Origin of the sequence: Prochlorococcus marinus XMU1411 (assembly GCF_017696075.1) — a bacterium.
Classification (GTDB): Bacteria; Cyanobacteriota; Cyanobacteriia; order PCC-6307; family Cyanobiaceae; genus Prochlorococcus_A; species Prochlorococcus_A marinus_V.
Genome location: NZ_JAAORI010000003.1, coordinates 431,964 through 448,335, shown reverse-complemented (window position 1 = coordinate 448,335; position 16,372 = coordinate 431,964). Strand labels below are relative to the sequence as shown.

Below are 16,372 nucleotides of genomic sequence, written 5' to 3'. Positions count from 1 at the left end.
TTGTTAGTTAATTTTGTATAAGAGATAAGAAATCTAGTCTTGGAATTAATTTCAAAAAAACCGATATTGATTATTGCTCCAAGCTTAATAGCAGAATCTTTATCGCTTAAGTTAACATCACTAGACCAAAATTTAGACATTAATTTTAATAATGGAACAGGTGATAAAACTCCGGATTTAGTTATATGGAATGTTCTTAATTCCCAATCAGAAGATCTTATAAGGTTAGAATTATTAAAATTAAGAGAAAGATATGATGAGTCAAAGTTTCTTATAATTATCTCTGGCGAATTTGTTTATGAAGCAAATACTTTTCCATCGTTAAATGCTGAAGGTTTTCTTTTAAATCCCAGTGCAGAAAAAGTTCTTGAATCTATTGGTACCATTTTAAATGGAGGAAGGGTATTTGATATTGAAAATAATTCCCAAGTTAAATTTAACAAAAATAAACCTCTCTCTTTTAGTCAAAAAATTCTAACTTCAGGTCTTAAACAAATAGATTCTGAAATTAATTATATTTTCAAATATGTTAACTCTGATTCAACACCAGAATTTTATAAATTCATTTTAAAAGGAAGATTAAGAGAACTTATTACTGCAAAATCTTTTCTAATTTTCTTATGGGGTAATTCACTAGAACTTTATACAGAGGCAGTTTACACTGAAAATAAAATTAATATTGAAAATAAGAACACTGTATTCATTAAAGATAAAAACACTACAGAAATATGGAATTTAATTTTAGATAGACTAAAAGAAAGGTATAGCTCAACTAACTTACAGGTTGAATTTAATAATTCATCAATAATTCTCTCTGGGATAAAGAAAGAATTCATTTCAAGACTAATTTGCAAAATGTTAGATGAGTTAGATAATTTAGTACAAAATATTAAGGAAAACTATAAGGAGAAAGATTTTAAAGATGATTTAAATTCTCTTATAAAAGAACTTAAAGTTAATACAATTTCAAACATCACAGACAGCTATTTTCGATTAAAGAAAGGAGGCGAATCCATTTCAATAAATGATTTTATATATAGTGAAGTAAGTTGCGAAGAGATAGATAGAGAATCACATGAATCAATAATGTTTATTGAGCCAATTATTAAAAATGAAGCTCTTGACTATGATGGAAAATTAATCCCTCTATATGAAACAGAATCATTTTTGATCCTTGAAAATATAATTTCAAATTGGACAATAAGGAACTGTAATTTATTAGCTTCTGAAATCTTTAATATTTGTTCTTCTTGGCCTGAATTAAGGACTGTACTTATAAATCCCGAATTACAATCGACAAGAAATTTTGAAAGATTTAGAAATAATATTAATAACTACAATCGCTGGCATGACTATATTTATATGCCTATCTACTTGTATGAGAGTAAGCGAGAATATATTGATATTATAGATAAAAAATTTACCCGATACTTCAAAAATGAAAATAGGGAGAAAGAATTAGAGAATCTAGAATGGCTACAAAAACAAGTTACATTGTTAGTTGAGATAAGAGATGCCGTAGCACCTCAGTTAGAAGTTGCTGTAAAATATATCGGTAATCTTTTCGTAACTTTCCTTACAAAGGTCGTTGGCAAAGCTATCGGTTTAGTTGGGAAAGGAATCCTTCAAGGATTAGGAAGATCAAGTTCAAAGTAAGTTTTAAACTTTAATGAAAATAGTTCAATGGATCCTAATAGCATTAATTTTCTTAAGTCCATATAAAGCAAATGCCTCTAGAGATTCTGATAGTTACGATGGCAACATCTTTCCTATATACGCAGGTAATGGGGCTATAGTTCCACCCCAGACAACTCTTCAGGAATCATTAAAGAATAAAAGAGTATCAGTTTTATTTTTTTATCTTGACGACAGCTCAGATAGTAAAGCTATGGCTCCGATAATATCCGGTTTAGATTTGATATGGAGAAATAATATAGATATCATTGCTCTAACTACTGATGAATTACAGGATAAAGAAAAGTCTGATCTTAGAAATGAACCTAATTATTATTGGAACGGATTAATTCCACAAACCATTATTTTAAATAGTGATGGACAAGTGCAATATGATAAAAATGGAATGATTAGTATAGATGAATTAAACAAAGTTATAGGAGAACTAAAGGGAATTGATTTAGAAGATACTACATTTTCTGTAGAAAGTTTTAATGAATACAACAGTATCATTTCTGAAAAAAAAGATAAAAACAAAAATTAATTTAAAAAAATGATATTAATAAATATCCTCTTAGTTCTTTTAATTTTTTTAATTCTTTCAGATTTATATATTAAAAACTCACCCAAATCGAAGTTAAATCTGGTTCCTATAAATTACAAAATCAAAAAAAAGGATGGTTTAAACGAATTAATTATTGATTTAAAAATAACTAATAAAAGTAAAACCAAAGAGACGATGGTATCTAATATAAATTTTGAATTAGATCTTTTTAAAAGTAAAGGTAACGAATATTGCCAAAATTTTAATTATCAAGAAGATATTTATATATATGAAAATAATAAAATTAAGAATTTAAATAATTACTGGCCAACAACAATTATCAAGTCAAATTCAGACTTATTTGTAAGAATCATATATAAATTCAGCAATAATAATTTTAGAAAAAAAATAAAATATCTATGGTTAAAAGTATTTTGGGAGAACTATGGACATTTTGGCATATCAAATAATAAGGATTGTTTGTTAATTAATTTAGATGGTCAAAAACAAAGGCCTAAAGAAGTTTTTGAAATTCGTTTAAATAATAAATATAAAGCTTTTGCTATTAAAACTGATTTACTTGGTTGCTTTGATAACCCAGTAAATATCGTAATTGAATACTGTAAAGGAATTGTAGAAAAAAATGATATTTTAACAATCGGTGAGAGTCCACTAGCGATTATGCAAAATAGATATATTTCCCCTCAAAATTTAGAATATAGTTTATTTTCGAAAGCTTTATGTTACTTTTTTCACCCTACAAGCAGTCTCGCAACAGCTTGCGGCATGCAATTATTAATTAATAAAATAGGAGTCACAAGAATAACCTTTGCACTATTTGTTGGATTTCTCTTCAAATTATTTGGTATTAAGGGTATGTTTTATAGGTTAACTGGTTCAGAATCATCTCTTATTGATGATATAAGTGGTACAGTTACACCTTACGACAAGAGTATAGTTATGGGTCCTCTCAATGCGGATTTATTTTGTAAAGAGGTATCGAACTATCTAAATATTGATGTTGCTGTAGTCGATGTTAATGATCTTGGAGGTGTAAAAGTCATAGCTAGTTCAAATAAAAAAGTAAATAAAATACTCAAAAGAAACTTAATATCAAATCCAGCTGGCAATGGAGAGGAAAAAACTCCTATAGTATTAATAAGAGAAAAAAAGTAAATGAAAAAAGATACCTCTTATTCTTTTCAATCAGAAAAAGGAATGGAAGTAACTTTTGAAGATCTCCATATAAGACACATTAACCTTTTAATAGATATTAAAAATAAGGAATTGAATAATTGGTTTTTAAAGATGGCAATTATAAATACCTTTGATGACTTAAAAATTTTTTTAAATAATCTTAAGAAAAATAAAAACAAATGCATAATTGCTATAAATGGAAACGAGATTATTGGTTATTTGAATATTTTTCCTTTAAACAAAAAAGAGACTTGCTTAAAAATATCTAAACCCAAGTTGATTAACAAAAAGTGTTCCTTAACAAATAAACAATTAACTTTAGGATTGATAAAAAAATCTATCTCAATAAAAGACATCAAAACTTCAAGTTGGATAATTAACGCTGATATAAATAATGTTGACCTCATATCAACCTCAAGAGAATTAGGCTTTCAACCGTTAGGAGAGATAATCCTATGGGATGGTTCTGATCTAAATAAATCTATAAAGCAAAATACAAATGGCTATGCGTTAATTAATGAATTCCAAAACATTAATAAACAAAATATATTAAAAATAGTGAATTTCATAAGATCAAATCAATCTCCCTTAATAAGAAATATTTTAGATTTTGATCAAGACGACATTCTTAAAAGAAATAACTCTAAAAGTGGTGCCTTAATATATGAAAATTCAGTTTTATGTACAATTTTAAAAGATATAAATTATCAAAACGAAGAAATTTATACTTTAACTATGAGTAGATATTGGGATAAGAGATTCAATTCTATTTTAAAAGAATTTATAAATAAATTTTTTGAAAAATCACCTGTTTCATATTTAAAAACCTATAAAGAAAATTCTCAATTAAATCTTTTTCTCGAAGAATGTAATCTCAAAGAAAAAAATCAAGAAGTAATTCTTATCAGGAACACAATAGTTAAGAATGAAGCCAAACAAGTAAATATAATAAATCAATCTTTGGAATCAATCTTTGAAAAATTAAGTCCACAAGGTAATCCATATCCATCTCCTTTTCCATTAAAAACAAAGTGAAATTTTGCAAACCCAGACCCAAGTCAATTTTGAGTTTGGATATAGGTACCAAAAGAATAGGATTAGCTTATTGTGATCCCCTATGCATAACATCAAATATACTTCCGGCAGTAAAACGGTTTGAAAATAATCAAGAGATTAAAATTATTAGAAATTATATAAATAAATTAAATTTGACTGGGTTTATTGTGGGTATTCCACTAGATGAGGAAGGTCAAATGACCACTCAAGCTATTGACTGTAAAAATTACGGTCAATTACTTTCAAATGAATTAAAGCTTCCATTTTCTTACGTCAACGAACATAGTTCAACTTGGGAATCTTCAGATAGATTTGGAATAAAAAAAGACAAATCCGGATTGATTGATAGTTTTTCAGCAAAAATAATACTTGAACAATGGATCGAAGAAGGTCCTGAATTAGAAGAATTAACTGGTAAACGTCAGATAAAATATTAGTATTAAAAAGGATAAAGAATTTTCAAATGAAAGAAACCAACTCAAAAGATAATTATGATGCGCAGACACTAATATTAAATGACTCAAATGGAAACGAGTTATTTTGTTATCTTGAACAATTAGTAAGTGTTGAAGGTCAAGAATATGCTTTATTAACACCAGTTGATACTCCGGTAAGTCTTTTCAAGATAAATGAAAAAGATGAACCTGAACTAATTGAGAAAATAGATAAAAATGAACAACTACTTAAAAATGCTGAAGCTGTTCTTCAAGAACATGATTTAAGACTTATCAGATCAGCAGTTACATTAACAGTATCAGGAGAACTAGAAGAGCCAATTTACGATGAATTAGAAGAAGATTACGTAGATGATGATAGTGAGAGTTACGAATTGCTTGTTAACTTTAATCTTTTTGACCAAGAATATGGCTTATATATTCCACTAGATCCTTTTTTTATTGTTGGCAAATTAAAAGATAAAGGTGCCCTATTAGTTGAAGATGATGAGTTCGATAAAATACAACCTTTGATTGAAACTGAACTTGAAAAAAAGTAGTTCATAAAATAAATGAGATCTATCCTAAAAGTTAATTGGGATTCAAATTTACCAATATATGCGATTTCTCAATCTGAGTTGCAAAAAAAAGGAATTCATTCTTTATTACTAGACGTAGATGGGACTTTAGTAAATAGAAAATCAAATAAGATCCCAAAAGCTGTAAAAAACTGGATCAGAGAATCTAAAAAACTTTTCTCCTTATATTTAATAAGTAATAATCCATCAAAAAAAAGAATCGCAAACATAGCGAAAGAATTAAATTTAAGCTATAAATACAATGCATCAAAACCAAGAAAAAACGTAACTTTATCTGCTATCAAAGAAATTGGCAGTGCGCCTAAAAATATAGCCATTATTGGCGATAGAATTTTTACCGATATCATTGTTGGGAATAGATGTAATATAAAAACAATATTAGTTAAACGACTAAATAGAAATGGCTTGCCTATAAAATTTAATTCAACTTTGACAATTGAAAAATTAATTTCTAATTTTATAAAATGAAAACTTGGGTTATAAAAATTGGTACTAGTATTTTAAGAGGAACAAAGGAAACGTCTACAGAAGAAGTTATTGAAACCCTTTGTAGATCCTTTACAAATTTCCTTTCAAAAGGTAACAAATTAATTTTAGTAACTAGTGGAGCAGTTGGATTAGGTTGCCAAAAATTAAATATTAAAACGAGACCAAATGATTTGAGTACCCTTCAAGCTACTGCTGCAGTAGGTCAAGTTAATTTAATGTCTTTATACGATAAAATATTTAATAAATTAGGTCACAATGTTGCTCAAATTTTAATCACTAAAGCTGATTTTAATTCACGAGAATCCTTTAATAACGCTTCTAAAACTTTAAAAAAATTAATCGATTTGAATGTTATTCCAATAGTAAATGAGAATGATACTGTAGCGAATGAAGAGCTTAAATATGGAGATAATGATACCCTCTCCGCTTTAGTTGCCTTAGCTATAAGTGCTAACAAGCTTGTCTTATTAACCGATATTGAAAATCTATACTCAAAAGATCCACGAAATAATAAAGATGCACAACCTATTAAAGAAGTTCGTAATAGTGAATTAAAAGAAATTAAAGATAAAAATATTCAAAACTCAAATAATGAATGGGGTACAGGAGGAATTTCTACAAAATTAATTTCTGCAGAAATAGCAACAAAAGGAGGAGTTGAAGTCCAACTAGTTGATGGAACTAATAAAAAAAACTTAAGTGAAATTTTTGATGATACTAAAATTGGAACTTTATTTTATCCAGTTGAAAAACCTATAGGTAACAAAAAAAGTTGGCTTTCACATGCAATTCAAACAGTAGGAAAAATAACTTTAGATGATGGAGCTTCTTTTGCAATTAAAAAAAAAGGTGCCTCACTATTAGCGGTTGGTGTTAAGAATGTAGAAGGAGACTTTACGGTTAATCAGGCAGTTAAAATCGTAAATACAAATGATAAAGAAGTTGCAAAAGGTTTAGTATCAATAAGTAGCGACAAATTAAGAAGTATCTTAAATAATAAAGAAAATAACAACTCCTCGATAATTGTCGTACATAGAGATGTTCTTGCTCTCTCTTAGAAAAAAATCAAAACTGAAAAATGCTTTTAAGTGATTTAGTTGATCTAATTAAAAAAGGAAATTCAAATTTTATTAGTGCCAATATTATTGAAGATTTAAAAATAGATGATGCTGCATCATTAGATGCGGCAGTTAACCATCAAATATCTTTTTTAGAAGAAAAAAATATCCTAAAAGAAAAATTAGATCAAACTAAAGCATCAGCAATAATAACTTCCAACAACGATGAAATCGTTAATGTCCTAAAGAAACTGAATATATCAAATATAATCGTTAAAAATCCAAGAATTGCATTCGCAGAAGTATTGGATTGTTTATATAAAACCATCAATTTCAAACCAGGAATTGACGCTTCTGCCGTTATAGATAAAACAGCAATAATTGGGGCAGATTGTCATATTGGTCCTAATGTCTATATTGGAGAAAATACTGTAATTGGTGACAATAATCTTATTCTTCCTGGATCATCAATTTTAGGAAATGTTCGCTTAGGAGATAATAATATAATTCATCCAAATTGTGTTATTTACGAAAACACTACTCTAAAAAATAATTGTGTAATTAATTCAAATTCTGTTATTGGATCAGAGGGATTTGGTTTTATTCCTAAAGATGGCAAATGGATTAAGATGCCTCAAAAAGGTGGTGTAAAAATAATGAGTTTTGTAGAAATTGGAACGAATTGTTGCATTGATAGACCTGCCGTAGGACTTACTTTTATTGATGAGGGAACAAAGATAGATAATTTAGTACAAATAGGTCATGGAGTTAAAATTGGTAAGAATTGCGCATTTGCAGCTCAAGTTGGAATAGCTGGAGGTGCAAATATTGGAGATGGTGTTATATTGGCAGGGCAAGTAGGAGTCAATAATAGAGTAAAGGTTGGAAAAAATGTCATCGCGAGTTCAAAATGCGGGATCCATTGTGACATAGAAGATGGCAAAGTAATAAGTGGATTCCCCGCGATGGAAAATAAATCATGGCTTAGGAGTTCAAGTATTTTTAAAAAATTGCCAGAATTAGCCAAAAAACTTAGACAATTAGACAAGCAATAATTTATTGTTCTATATAAAGAAACATTTAAATGAAGAAATATAAGATTGTTTTATTGTCAGGTGACGGGATTGGACCAGAGATTTCAGAAGTCGCAAAAAAAGTTTTAAAAAAGCTTTCAAAAAATCATAACTTCGATTTTGATATTATTGAAAAATTATTTGGAGGGATAGCTTATGAAAAACATGGGACTCCTGCTCCAGATGAGACTTTAGATCAGTGCAAAAAAAGTGATGCAGTACTATTAGCGTGTGTTGGAGATATTAAATATGACTCTCTTTCAAGAGAATTAAGACCAGAAAGTGGGTTACTAAAGTTAAGATCTGCTCTTGACCTTTTTGCAAATATCAGACCTGTCAAAATAAGAAAATCTCTTTTAGATGCAAGTACCTTAAAAAAAGAATTCGTTGAGAATGTAGACCTTATTGTTGTAAGAGAATTAATAGGGGGTATTTATTTTGGAAAACCAAGAGGACATATAACAAATACAAAAATCCCAAAAGCATTCAATACGATGGTTTATGATTCAACCGAAATAGAGAGAATAACTGAAATAGCAATAAAAATTGCTAACCAAAGAAATAAAAAAATATGTTCCGTTGATAAATCAAACGTTCTTGAGGTTAGTCAATTGTGGAGAGATACAGTTTTAAATATCATCTCAAAAGATAAAAATATATCTTTAAGCAATATGTACGTTGATAATGCAGCAATGCAATTAGTTAGAGATCCTAGTCAATTTGATGTTATCTTAACCAGTAATTTATTTGGTGATATTTTAAGCGATTTAGCAGCTATGTTAACTGGATCTATTGGTATGCTTCCATCTGCCTCTTTAAGCAATAATGGGCCAGGAGTTTTTGAACCTGTTCATGGTTCTGCTCCTGATATAGCTGGTAAAAACATTGCAAATCCAATTGCGATGCTTTTATCCATATCCATGATGTTAAAAATTGGATTAAATGAAGAAGAAGCTGCAAAAAATTTAGAAACTGCTGTTGATAAAGTTTTATCAAAAGGATATAGGACAGTAGATTTAGCTGATGGGTCTTCTAAAGTATTATCTTGCAGCGAAATTGGAAACAAAATAATAGATGAAATTTAAAAAAAAATTAATAAATAAAAAAATATTTTCAAGTTGAACATAAAGTTGGCATATGACCTGTCAGAATCATCTAATATTGTTTTTAAAAAATGTCAAAACGTCATCCAGTAGTCGCTGTAACAGGATCTTCAGGAGCAGGAACAAGTACAGTTAAAAGAGCCTTTGAGCATATTTTTGCCAGAGAAGATATTGTTCCCGCAGTTGTAGAAGGTGATAGTTACCACAGGTTTGAAAGAATGCCTATGAAAAAAGCAATGGCAGAAGCTCTTTCAAAAGGTGAAAATTTCTCTCATTTTGGTCCAGAGGCTAATCTTTTTGACAAGCTAGAAGAACTTTTTAAAATCTATGGCGAAACTGGAGGAGGAAAGAAAAGATATTATCTACATAGTCTTGAAGAAGCAGAAGAACATAATACAAGACTTGGTACATCCCTAGAACCTGGGCAATTTACTCCATGGGAAGATATTCCTGAAGGAACAGACGTACTTTTTTATGAAGGTTTGCATGGCGGGGTAGAAGGTGATGGATACAATGTGGCATCTTATGCTGATTTACTTGTTGGTGTTGTTCCGATTACAAATTTAGAGTGGATTCAAAAAATCCATAGAGATAACGCAGAAAGAGGTTACTCAGCGGAGACCATTGTGGATACTATATTGAGAAGAATGCCTGATTATATAAATCACATATGTCCACAATTCAGTAAAACCGATATTAATTTCCAAAGAATTCCCACAATTGATACTTCTAATCCTTTCATATGCAGAAATATCCCAACTCCTGATGAGAGCTTTGTGATCATACATTTCAGAAAAGGGGCAAGAGAGAAATGGGGGATTGATTTTCAATACTTGCTTGGAATGATTAACGATTCATTTATGTCAAGTCCGACAAGTATCGTTGTAAATGGGGGGAAAATGGGTTTCGCAATGGAACTTATTCTTACTCCAATAATTCATAAAATGATTGAGGAGAAAAATAAATAATAATTAATTTTCTAATATCAACTCAAATAATTATATGTTTTTTTTTGAAGTGTTTTAATCTAGAGGATCTCAAATTTTTATATATCTTTCTTGATAAAAGTACCTTATTTAGATTTAAATAGAAAAAACAGGAAATGTTGTGTCATTAATCGACTGGTTTGCCGCAAGGCGTAAAGATCAATTTGTTGGAAAAGTTTCCCAAGATACTGATGAGGGAGATGGTTTGTGGGTTAAATGTTCAGAATGTTCGCAAGTAGCCTATAGAAAAGACCTAATTTCAAATTTTAATGTTTGTAGTAATTGTGGACACCACAATAGGATTAATAGCGATGAAAGGATAAATATAATTGCCGACAAAAATTCATTCAAAGAGTTTGATGGTTCACTAAGTCCTACAGATCCTTTGGGTTTTAAAGATAGAAGATCGTATGCTGATCGAATTAAAGAAAGTCAAGCAGGCACAGGTTTAAGAGATGGAGTCGTAACAGGTATCTGTTCTGTAAATTCAATTCCTTTAGCATTAGCTGTTATGGATTTTAGATTTATGGGAGGATCCATGGGTTCAGTAGTTGGTGAAAAAATTACAAGGATAATTGAGAGAGCAACTTTAGAAAATTTTCCAATTCTTATTGTTTGCGCATCAGGAGGAGCAAGGATGCAAGAAGGTATGTTAAGTCTCATGCAAATGGCAAAAATATCTGGAGCACTAAAAAAACATAAAGAAAAAAATCTTCTTTATATGCCCTTATTAACTCATCCAACAACTGGTGGGGTAACTGCAAGCTTTGCAATGTTAGGTGATTTAATTTTGGCGGAACCTAAAGCTCTTATTGGATTTGCTGGAAGAAGAGTTATAGAACAAACATTAAGAGAAAAATTACCCGATAACTTTCAAACCGCTGAATATCTGCTTGAGCATGGTTTTGTTGATGTAATAGTTAAAAGAAAAGACCTCAAGGATACTCTGACTAAAATTTTAAAAATTCATGGTGTAAAAGAACTTGCAAAAGCAAATATATAATATGAGAATTATTTCAAATTTCTTTTATTTTTCTTTAAGCCTTTTATTTTTTATTTTAAATTTTGCTCCATATTCTTATGGAATAGGAAATGTTGACTGGGTCCTACTAAAAGAAAATAATGAAGGGAAAGAATGGCTTGATAAAGGAAGTATTAAGTCGCTTCCAAATGGCGAAATAAGTGTCTTAACAAAGTTCTTTAAAAATCCAACTAATTCGGATGATGATGGAGAGTTATCACTTTATGTAATGAGAATTAATTGCGATGAAAAAAAGTTCAAAGATACTTCCATAAATGGAATACCTCAATTCAATTCAAAATGGCAGACTTCTAATAATGATGAGCTAATAGATGTTGTTATTGAAAATAGCTGTTCAGTCTTAATTAATAGATAAGAATGAATTCTAAAAATAAAAAATTAAAAATAGCAATTGCTGGATTAGGGTTTGGTAAAAAAGTTCATTTAGAGGCATTAAAAGAGTCTGATTTTTTAACTCCTGTAGCTATTTATCATTATGAGACAAAGCAAAAATCGATCCTAGAAAAAGAAACAGGATTAAAATTCTTTCATAATTGGGAAGAATTAGTTAAATCTCCAAAAATTGATGGAATTATAATTGCAACCCCTCCTGAATCAAGATTTAAATTAGCAAAACAAGCTCTTGAGAATAATAAAAATTTACTTCTAGAAAAACCCGTTTCAATATCCTCCTCAGAAATTGAAGAGCTTCAGAGAATATCTTTGATTAATAATTTAAGCGTATGTGTTGATTTTGAATATAGAGCAGTACCTCTTTTTCTTCAGACAAAAAAACTTATTAATGAAAATATCTTAGGAGATATATATTTAGTCAAATTAGATTGGTTAATGGGCAGTAGATCAGACCCCAAAAGATCCTGGAATTGGTATTCATTAGAAGAAAAAGGTGGAGGAGTTATTGGCGCCTTAGGTACTCATGCATTCGATATGTTGAATTGGTTTTTTGGGGAAGCAATAAATGTTTCTGGCAAGTTAGCAACATCAATAAAAAAAAGACCTTTACCTGATTCATCTAATTTAAATGATGTAACGAGTGAAGATGTATGTTTAGCCAATATAGAAATATCAAACTACAGCTCGAATCTTATTCCATGTCAGGTATCTTTATCATCGATTTCTAAAAATGGTAGAGGATTTAGTTTAGAAATATATGGAAGCGAAGGTTCACTTATTCTTAAAAGCGAAAACCAAAAAGATTATGTACATGGTTTTAATTTGAAATATTCAAACAACGAAAATAAAATACAAAATCTAACTGCAGATTCAAGTTTTAATTTTGAAAAAACATGGACTGATGGGAGAATAGCTCCAGTTTTGAGAATTCAAAATTTATGGGCTAAGAGTATAATTAATAAAACACCTGTAATCCCAGGCTTATGTGAGGGACTTGCTAGTCATAAAGTTTGCGAAGCCATAAGAGAATCTTCTAAAAGTGGATTAAGTATCAAAATTTAAGGCTATACATTTATAAGTATCAATTATCACCCGATAAAGTATTGGATTGATTTTATTTTTTTTTCATATTCTGGAAAAATCAATTGAACTGAATTATTAAAGAATGGCTTTAAATTACTACAAAAATGAGCTTAAAGAAAATGCTCAATTACTAGCTTCTAAAGGGAAAGGGATATTAGCGGTAGATGAATCCACTAAAACAGTAGGTAAAAGACTCGCTGGAATTGGCGTTGAGAATACTGAAGAAAATAGGAAGGCATATAGAGGAATGCTCTTTACTACAGAAGGTCTTGGCAAATATATAAGTGGAGCAATCCTTTTCGAAGAAACTCTTTATCAGAATCACCAAGATGGTGAGTCAATGGTTAAGAAACTAAATGATTTAGGTATTATTCCAGGTATAAAGGTCGATAAAGGCCTAAATCCACTTCCAGGAGCAGGAGATGTAGAAACTTTTTGCTCTGGCCTAGATGGGTTAGTTGAAAGAGCTGCAAAATATTATGAACAAGGTGCAAGATTTGCAAAGTGGAGAGCAGTTCTGCAAATTACAAATGATGGTTGTCCTTCAAAACTATCAATACAAGAGAACGCCTGGGGACTAGCAAGATATGCTAGATCAGTGCAAGAATCGGGCTTGGTACCAATTATTGAACCTGAAATCTTAATGGACGGAGATCATACAATTGAGAAAACTGCAGAAGTTCAAGAAGAGGTAGTTAAGCAGGTTTACATGGCTTGTCAAGCAAATGGAGTCTTTCTAGAGGGAACACTATTAAAACCTTCCATGACGGTAAATGGAGCAGATTGTCCAACTAAGGCCGATCCTATGAAAGTTGCCGAGATGACTATAAAAACTATGGAAAGATGCGTTCCTGCTTCTGTCCCTGGGATAGTATTCTTATCAGGAGGATTAAGCGAGGAGGCTGCTTCAGTTTATTTAAATAATATGAACACCCTTTACAGGAAAGCTTTATGGAATGTTTCATTCTCATATGGAAGAGCCTTACAGCACTCATGCTTAAAGGCCTGGAAAGGAAGTGATGTAGAGGGCGGTCAAAAGGCCTTAATAGCAAGAGCTCAAGCAAACTCAGAAGCCTCTACAGGTTCCTACGTAGCAGGGTCTCAACCTTCATCAGATGAGCAATTATTTGTAGCAGGCTATACTTACTAACTTAAAAATTCTAAAAATATACGCTGGGCCATAAAATTAGTTTCTTTAATTTAGTATTTTGTATATCTAATGACGTGACATTTGATACCTCAGTATACTAAACTCTCGGAACATATAGCTTAAACACTAAGCATCTAATTAATTTTTAATTATGGCCCTTGTTCCCCTTAGACTACTTTTAGATCACGCTGCTGAAAATGGATATGGTATCCCAGCGTTTAACGTAAATAACCTTGAACAAGTTCAAGCAATTATGGAGGCTGCATATGAAACAGACAGTCCTGTAATTCTTCAAGCTTCAAGAGGTGCTAGAAATTATGCTGGAGAAATATTCCTACGTCATCTGATTCTCGCTGCAACTGAAACTTATCCTAATATTCCAGTTGTAATGCACCAAGACCATGGAAACGAGCCATCAACATGTTATTCAGCAGCAATAAATGGTTTTACATCTGTAATGATGGATGGATCCTTAGAGGCAGATGCAAAAACACCCGCGAGTTACGAATATAATGTTGCTGTCACAAAAAAAGTAGTAGATTTTGCTCATTCAGTTGGAGTTAGTGTTGAAGGAGAGTTGGGTTGCTTAGGTTCATTAGAAACAGGAAAAGGTGAAGCAGAAGATGGTCATGGATTTGAAGGTGAACTTTCTACAGATATGCTTTTGACTGATCCAGAAGAAGCGGCAGATTTTGTTGCTAAAACAAAAGTTGATGCATTAGCAATTGCTATAGGTACAAGTCATGGTGCATATAAATTTACAAGGAAGCCTACAGGAGAAGTTCTTGCAATAAGCAGAATTGCTGAAATCCATAAAGCACTTCCAAATACACATCTTGTAATGCATGGATCTAGTTCAGTACCTCAAGAATGGTTGGATATCATTAACAAATATGGTGGTGAAATCCCTCAAACATATGGAGTTCCTGTTGAAGAGATTCAAGAGGGAATAAGAAATGGAGTTAGGAAAGTCAACATTGATACCGATAACAGGCTTGCTTTCACTGCCGCGGTAAGAGAGGCAGCATTTGCTGATAAGGCAAACTTTGACCCAAGACATTTCAACAAACCTGCTAGAAAATACATGAAGCAAGTTTGTCTTGATAGATACAAGCAGTTCTGGTGTGAAGGTCAAGCAAGTAAGATTAAGCAAAACAGCACCAATTACTTTGCTGATCTTTACGCTAAAGGTGATTTAGATCCCAAAGTTAAAACTACTGTTTAATTAATAAAGGAATCAAACAAGAAAAAGACCTCCAAAATTAGGGGTCTTTTTTTATTTCAATATTAATGATTTTAATGTAAAGAGACCATCAGTCCCACCAATTGTCTCGTCACATGCTCGCTCTGGATGAGGCATTAAACCTAGAACATTACCCTTTTCATTAGTTATGCCTGCGATATCGAATGAGGATCCATTAGGATTATTTTTATATCTCAAAGCGATCAATTCATTATCTAGAAGTTTTTTTAAAGTATCAGAATCACAATGATATCTTCCTTCCCCATGCGCTATGGGTAACTTAATAGTTTGTTTTTCACCTCCATCATTAAACCAACCTCCTTTTGAAGAAACAATATCAAGTTCAACATCATCACAGATGAAATTAAGATTTTTATTTGCAGTAAGGGCACCAGGCAAAAAGCCTGATTCTGTCAAAATTTGGAACCCATTACAAATTCCTAAAACTCTTTTTCCACTTTTCACAAAGTCATCCAAAGCATTTATTAATGGAGAGAATCTCGCTATTGCTCCGCATCTTAAATAATCACCATAGCTAAATCCTCCTGGTAAAACTATTGCATCTACATCGCTTAAATCTGAAGACTCATGCCACAAGTATTTTGTTCTTATGTCTAAACAACCTTCCAATGCCCATGAAACATCACGATCACAATTAGAACCAGGGAAGACAACAACTCCTACAGTAAAATTATCCATCTTATAATTTTTCTAGTGTATACTCATAATCTTCAATAACAGTATTTGCGAATAACCTATCACACAATAAATCAATTTTTTCTCTTACTTCGTTTTCACCATTACCTTCTATTTTTACTTCAATCATTTTTCCTATACGTAATGATTTTATTCCCACGGCTCCAAGTTTTATAGAAGCAGATTTCGTAGCTTCCCCTGCTGGATCTAAAACTGAGGGTCTTAGTCTTACAAAAACTTTTACAGCAAATTGGTCCAAATAAAAATTAATTTCTACTAAAAGATTAGTTTAAATTTTAATAAAAAGAACTATTGATTAATAAACAAATATTTTTACCTTAAGGTCTTCTGAGTTATTAAATGTTTATGTAGCCTCTACCAAAACAAACTAAACAAGTTCTTCTTGAATTTTCATGTGTTTTAAAATTTCCTGCCCCTCCACATTTTGAACATTTTATTTTATCAATTGATGTAACGTCGTCAGAGATTATTTGTTTTAAAGTAATTTTTGAATTTTTCATCTTGGGCTGTCTACTGTAGTTAGTATCCCGA

19 protein-coding genes are annotated in these 16,372 nt (G+C 30.8%); 16 read left to right on the top strand and 3 right to left on the bottom strand.

Annotated elements, in window-relative coordinates:
• The first annotated feature begins 39 nt into the window (after positions 1 to 39).
• The 16 genes from HA145_RS04230 to fba all read left to right on the top strand — a co-directional run bounded on the left by HA145_RS04230 (position 40) and on the right by fba (position 15,106).
• On the top strand, positions 40 to 1,656 hold the full coding sequence (locus tag HA145_RS04230; RefSeq protein WP_209127996.1) for a DUF3685 domain-containing protein: 1,617 nt from the start codon (positions 40 to 42) through the stop codon (positions 1,654 to 1,656).
• A gap of 13 nt (positions 1,657 to 1,669) precedes the next feature.
• Complete coding sequence (locus HA145_RS04225; RefSeq protein WP_209127995.1) at positions 1,670 to 2,218, top strand: thylakoid membrane photosystem I accumulation factor; 549 nt, start codon at positions 1,670 to 1,672, stop codon at positions 2,216 to 2,218.
• Positions 2,219 to 2,227: 9 nt separating this feature from the next.
• Complete coding sequence (locus HA145_RS04220) at positions 2,228 to 3,394, top strand: hypothetical protein (RefSeq protein ID WP_209127994.1); 1,167 nt, start codon at positions 2,228 to 2,230, stop codon at positions 3,392 to 3,394.
• The gene (locus HA145_RS04215) at positions 3,395 to 4,450 is read left to right on the top strand and encodes a hypothetical protein (RefSeq protein WP_209127993.1); all 1,056 of its coding nucleotides are present in this window, start codon (positions 3,395 to 3,397) and stop codon (positions 4,448 to 4,450) included.
• Complete coding sequence (gene ruvX, locus HA145_RS04210) at positions 4,447 to 4,908, top strand: Holliday junction resolvase RuvX (protein WP_209127992.1); 462 nt, start codon at positions 4,447 to 4,449, stop codon at positions 4,906 to 4,908. The genes HA145_RS04215 and ruvX overlap by 4 nt, the downstream gene beginning before the upstream one ends.
• A gap of 26 nt (positions 4,909 to 4,934) precedes the next feature.
• Positions 4,935 to 5,465, top strand: a complete 531-nt coding sequence (locus HA145_RS04205; RefSeq protein WP_209127991.1) for a DUF3727 domain-containing protein — start codon at positions 4,935 to 4,937, stop codon at positions 5,463 to 5,465.
• A gap of 12 nt (positions 5,466 to 5,477) precedes the next feature.
• A complete protein-coding gene (locus tag HA145_RS04200) occupies positions 5,478 to 5,972 on the top strand; it encodes a YqeG family HAD IIIA-type phosphatase (RefSeq protein WP_209127990.1) in 495 nt (164 codons plus the stop codon).
• The gene (proB, locus tag HA145_RS04195) at positions 5,969 to 7,051 is read left to right on the top strand and encodes a glutamate 5-kinase (RefSeq protein ID WP_209127989.1); all 1,083 of its coding nucleotides are present in this window, start codon (positions 5,969 to 5,971) and stop codon (positions 7,049 to 7,051) included. The genes HA145_RS04200 and proB overlap by 4 nt, the downstream gene beginning before the upstream one ends.
• Positions 7,052 to 7,071: 20 nt before the next feature.
• Complete coding sequence (lpxD, locus tag HA145_RS04190; RefSeq protein ID WP_209127988.1) at positions 7,072 to 8,106, top strand: UDP-3-O-(3-hydroxymyristoyl)glucosamine N-acyltransferase; 1,035 nt, start codon at positions 7,072 to 7,074, stop codon at positions 8,104 to 8,106.
• Positions 8,107 to 8,135: 29 nt separating this feature from the next.
• Positions 8,136 to 9,209, top strand: coding sequence for a 3-isopropylmalate dehydrogenase (gene leuB / locus HA145_RS04185; protein ID WP_209127987.1), 1,074 nt, complete (start codon positions 8,136 to 8,138; stop codon positions 9,207 to 9,209).
• 89 nt (positions 9,210 to 9,298) lie between these two features.
• Positions 9,299 to 10,195, top strand: a complete 897-nt coding sequence (locus HA145_RS04180) for a phosphoribulokinase (RefSeq protein ID WP_011818291.1) — start codon at positions 9,299 to 9,301, stop codon at positions 10,193 to 10,195.
• Positions 10,196 to 10,334: 139 nt separating this feature from the next.
• Positions 10,335 to 11,216, top strand: coding sequence for an acetyl-CoA carboxylase, carboxyltransferase subunit beta (accD, locus tag HA145_RS04175; protein WP_209127986.1), 882 nt, complete (start codon positions 10,335 to 10,337; stop codon positions 11,214 to 11,216).
• 1 nt (position 11,217) lies between these two features.
• The gene (locus HA145_RS04170) at positions 11,218 to 11,610 is read left to right on the top strand and encodes a hypothetical protein (protein ID WP_209127985.1); all 393 of its coding nucleotides are present in this window, start codon (positions 11,218 to 11,220) and stop codon (positions 11,608 to 11,610) included.
• Positions 11,611 to 11,612: 2 nt separating this feature from the next.
• On the top strand, positions 11,613 to 12,710 hold the full coding sequence (locus tag HA145_RS04165; protein WP_209127984.1) for a Gfo/Idh/MocA family protein: 1,098 nt from the start codon (positions 11,613 to 11,615) through the stop codon (positions 12,708 to 12,710).
• Positions 12,711 to 12,813: 103 nt separating this feature from the next.
• A complete protein-coding gene (locus HA145_RS04160; RefSeq protein ID WP_209127983.1) occupies positions 12,814 to 13,881 on the top strand; it encodes a class I fructose-bisphosphate aldolase in 1,068 nt (355 codons plus the stop codon).
• A gap of 151 nt (positions 13,882 to 14,032) precedes the next feature.
• Entirely contained in the window at positions 14,033 to 15,106 is a 1,074-nt protein-coding gene (fba, locus tag HA145_RS04155) for a class II fructose-bisphosphate aldolase (RefSeq protein WP_209127982.1), read from the top strand.
• Between the two features lie 51 nt (positions 15,107 to 15,157).
• Here the strand turns inward: fba and purQ are convergent, their stop codons facing one another.
• The 3 genes from purQ to HA145_RS04140 form a co-directional block, all read right to left on the bottom strand.
• Positions 15,158 to 15,823 carry a phosphoribosylformylglycinamidine synthase subunit PurQ gene (gene purQ, locus HA145_RS04150; protein ID WP_209127981.1) on the bottom strand — a complete coding sequence of 222 codons (666 nt, stop codon included), beginning with the start codon at positions 15,821 to 15,823 and terminating at the stop codon, positions 15,158 to 15,160.
• A 1-nt stretch (position 15,824) separates the two neighbouring features.
• Positions 15,825 to 16,079, bottom strand: a complete 255-nt coding sequence (purS, locus tag HA145_RS04145; RefSeq protein ID WP_209127980.1) for a phosphoribosylformylglycinamidine synthase subunit PurS — start codon at positions 16,077 to 16,079, stop codon at positions 15,825 to 15,827.
• A gap of 97 nt (positions 16,080 to 16,176) precedes the next feature.
• Positions 16,177 to 16,341 carry a hypothetical protein gene (locus HA145_RS04140; protein WP_209127979.1) on the bottom strand — a complete coding sequence of 55 codons (165 nt, stop codon included), beginning with the start codon at positions 16,339 to 16,341 and terminating at the stop codon, positions 16,177 to 16,179.
• Positions 16,342 to 16,372 lie beyond the last annotated feature (31 nt).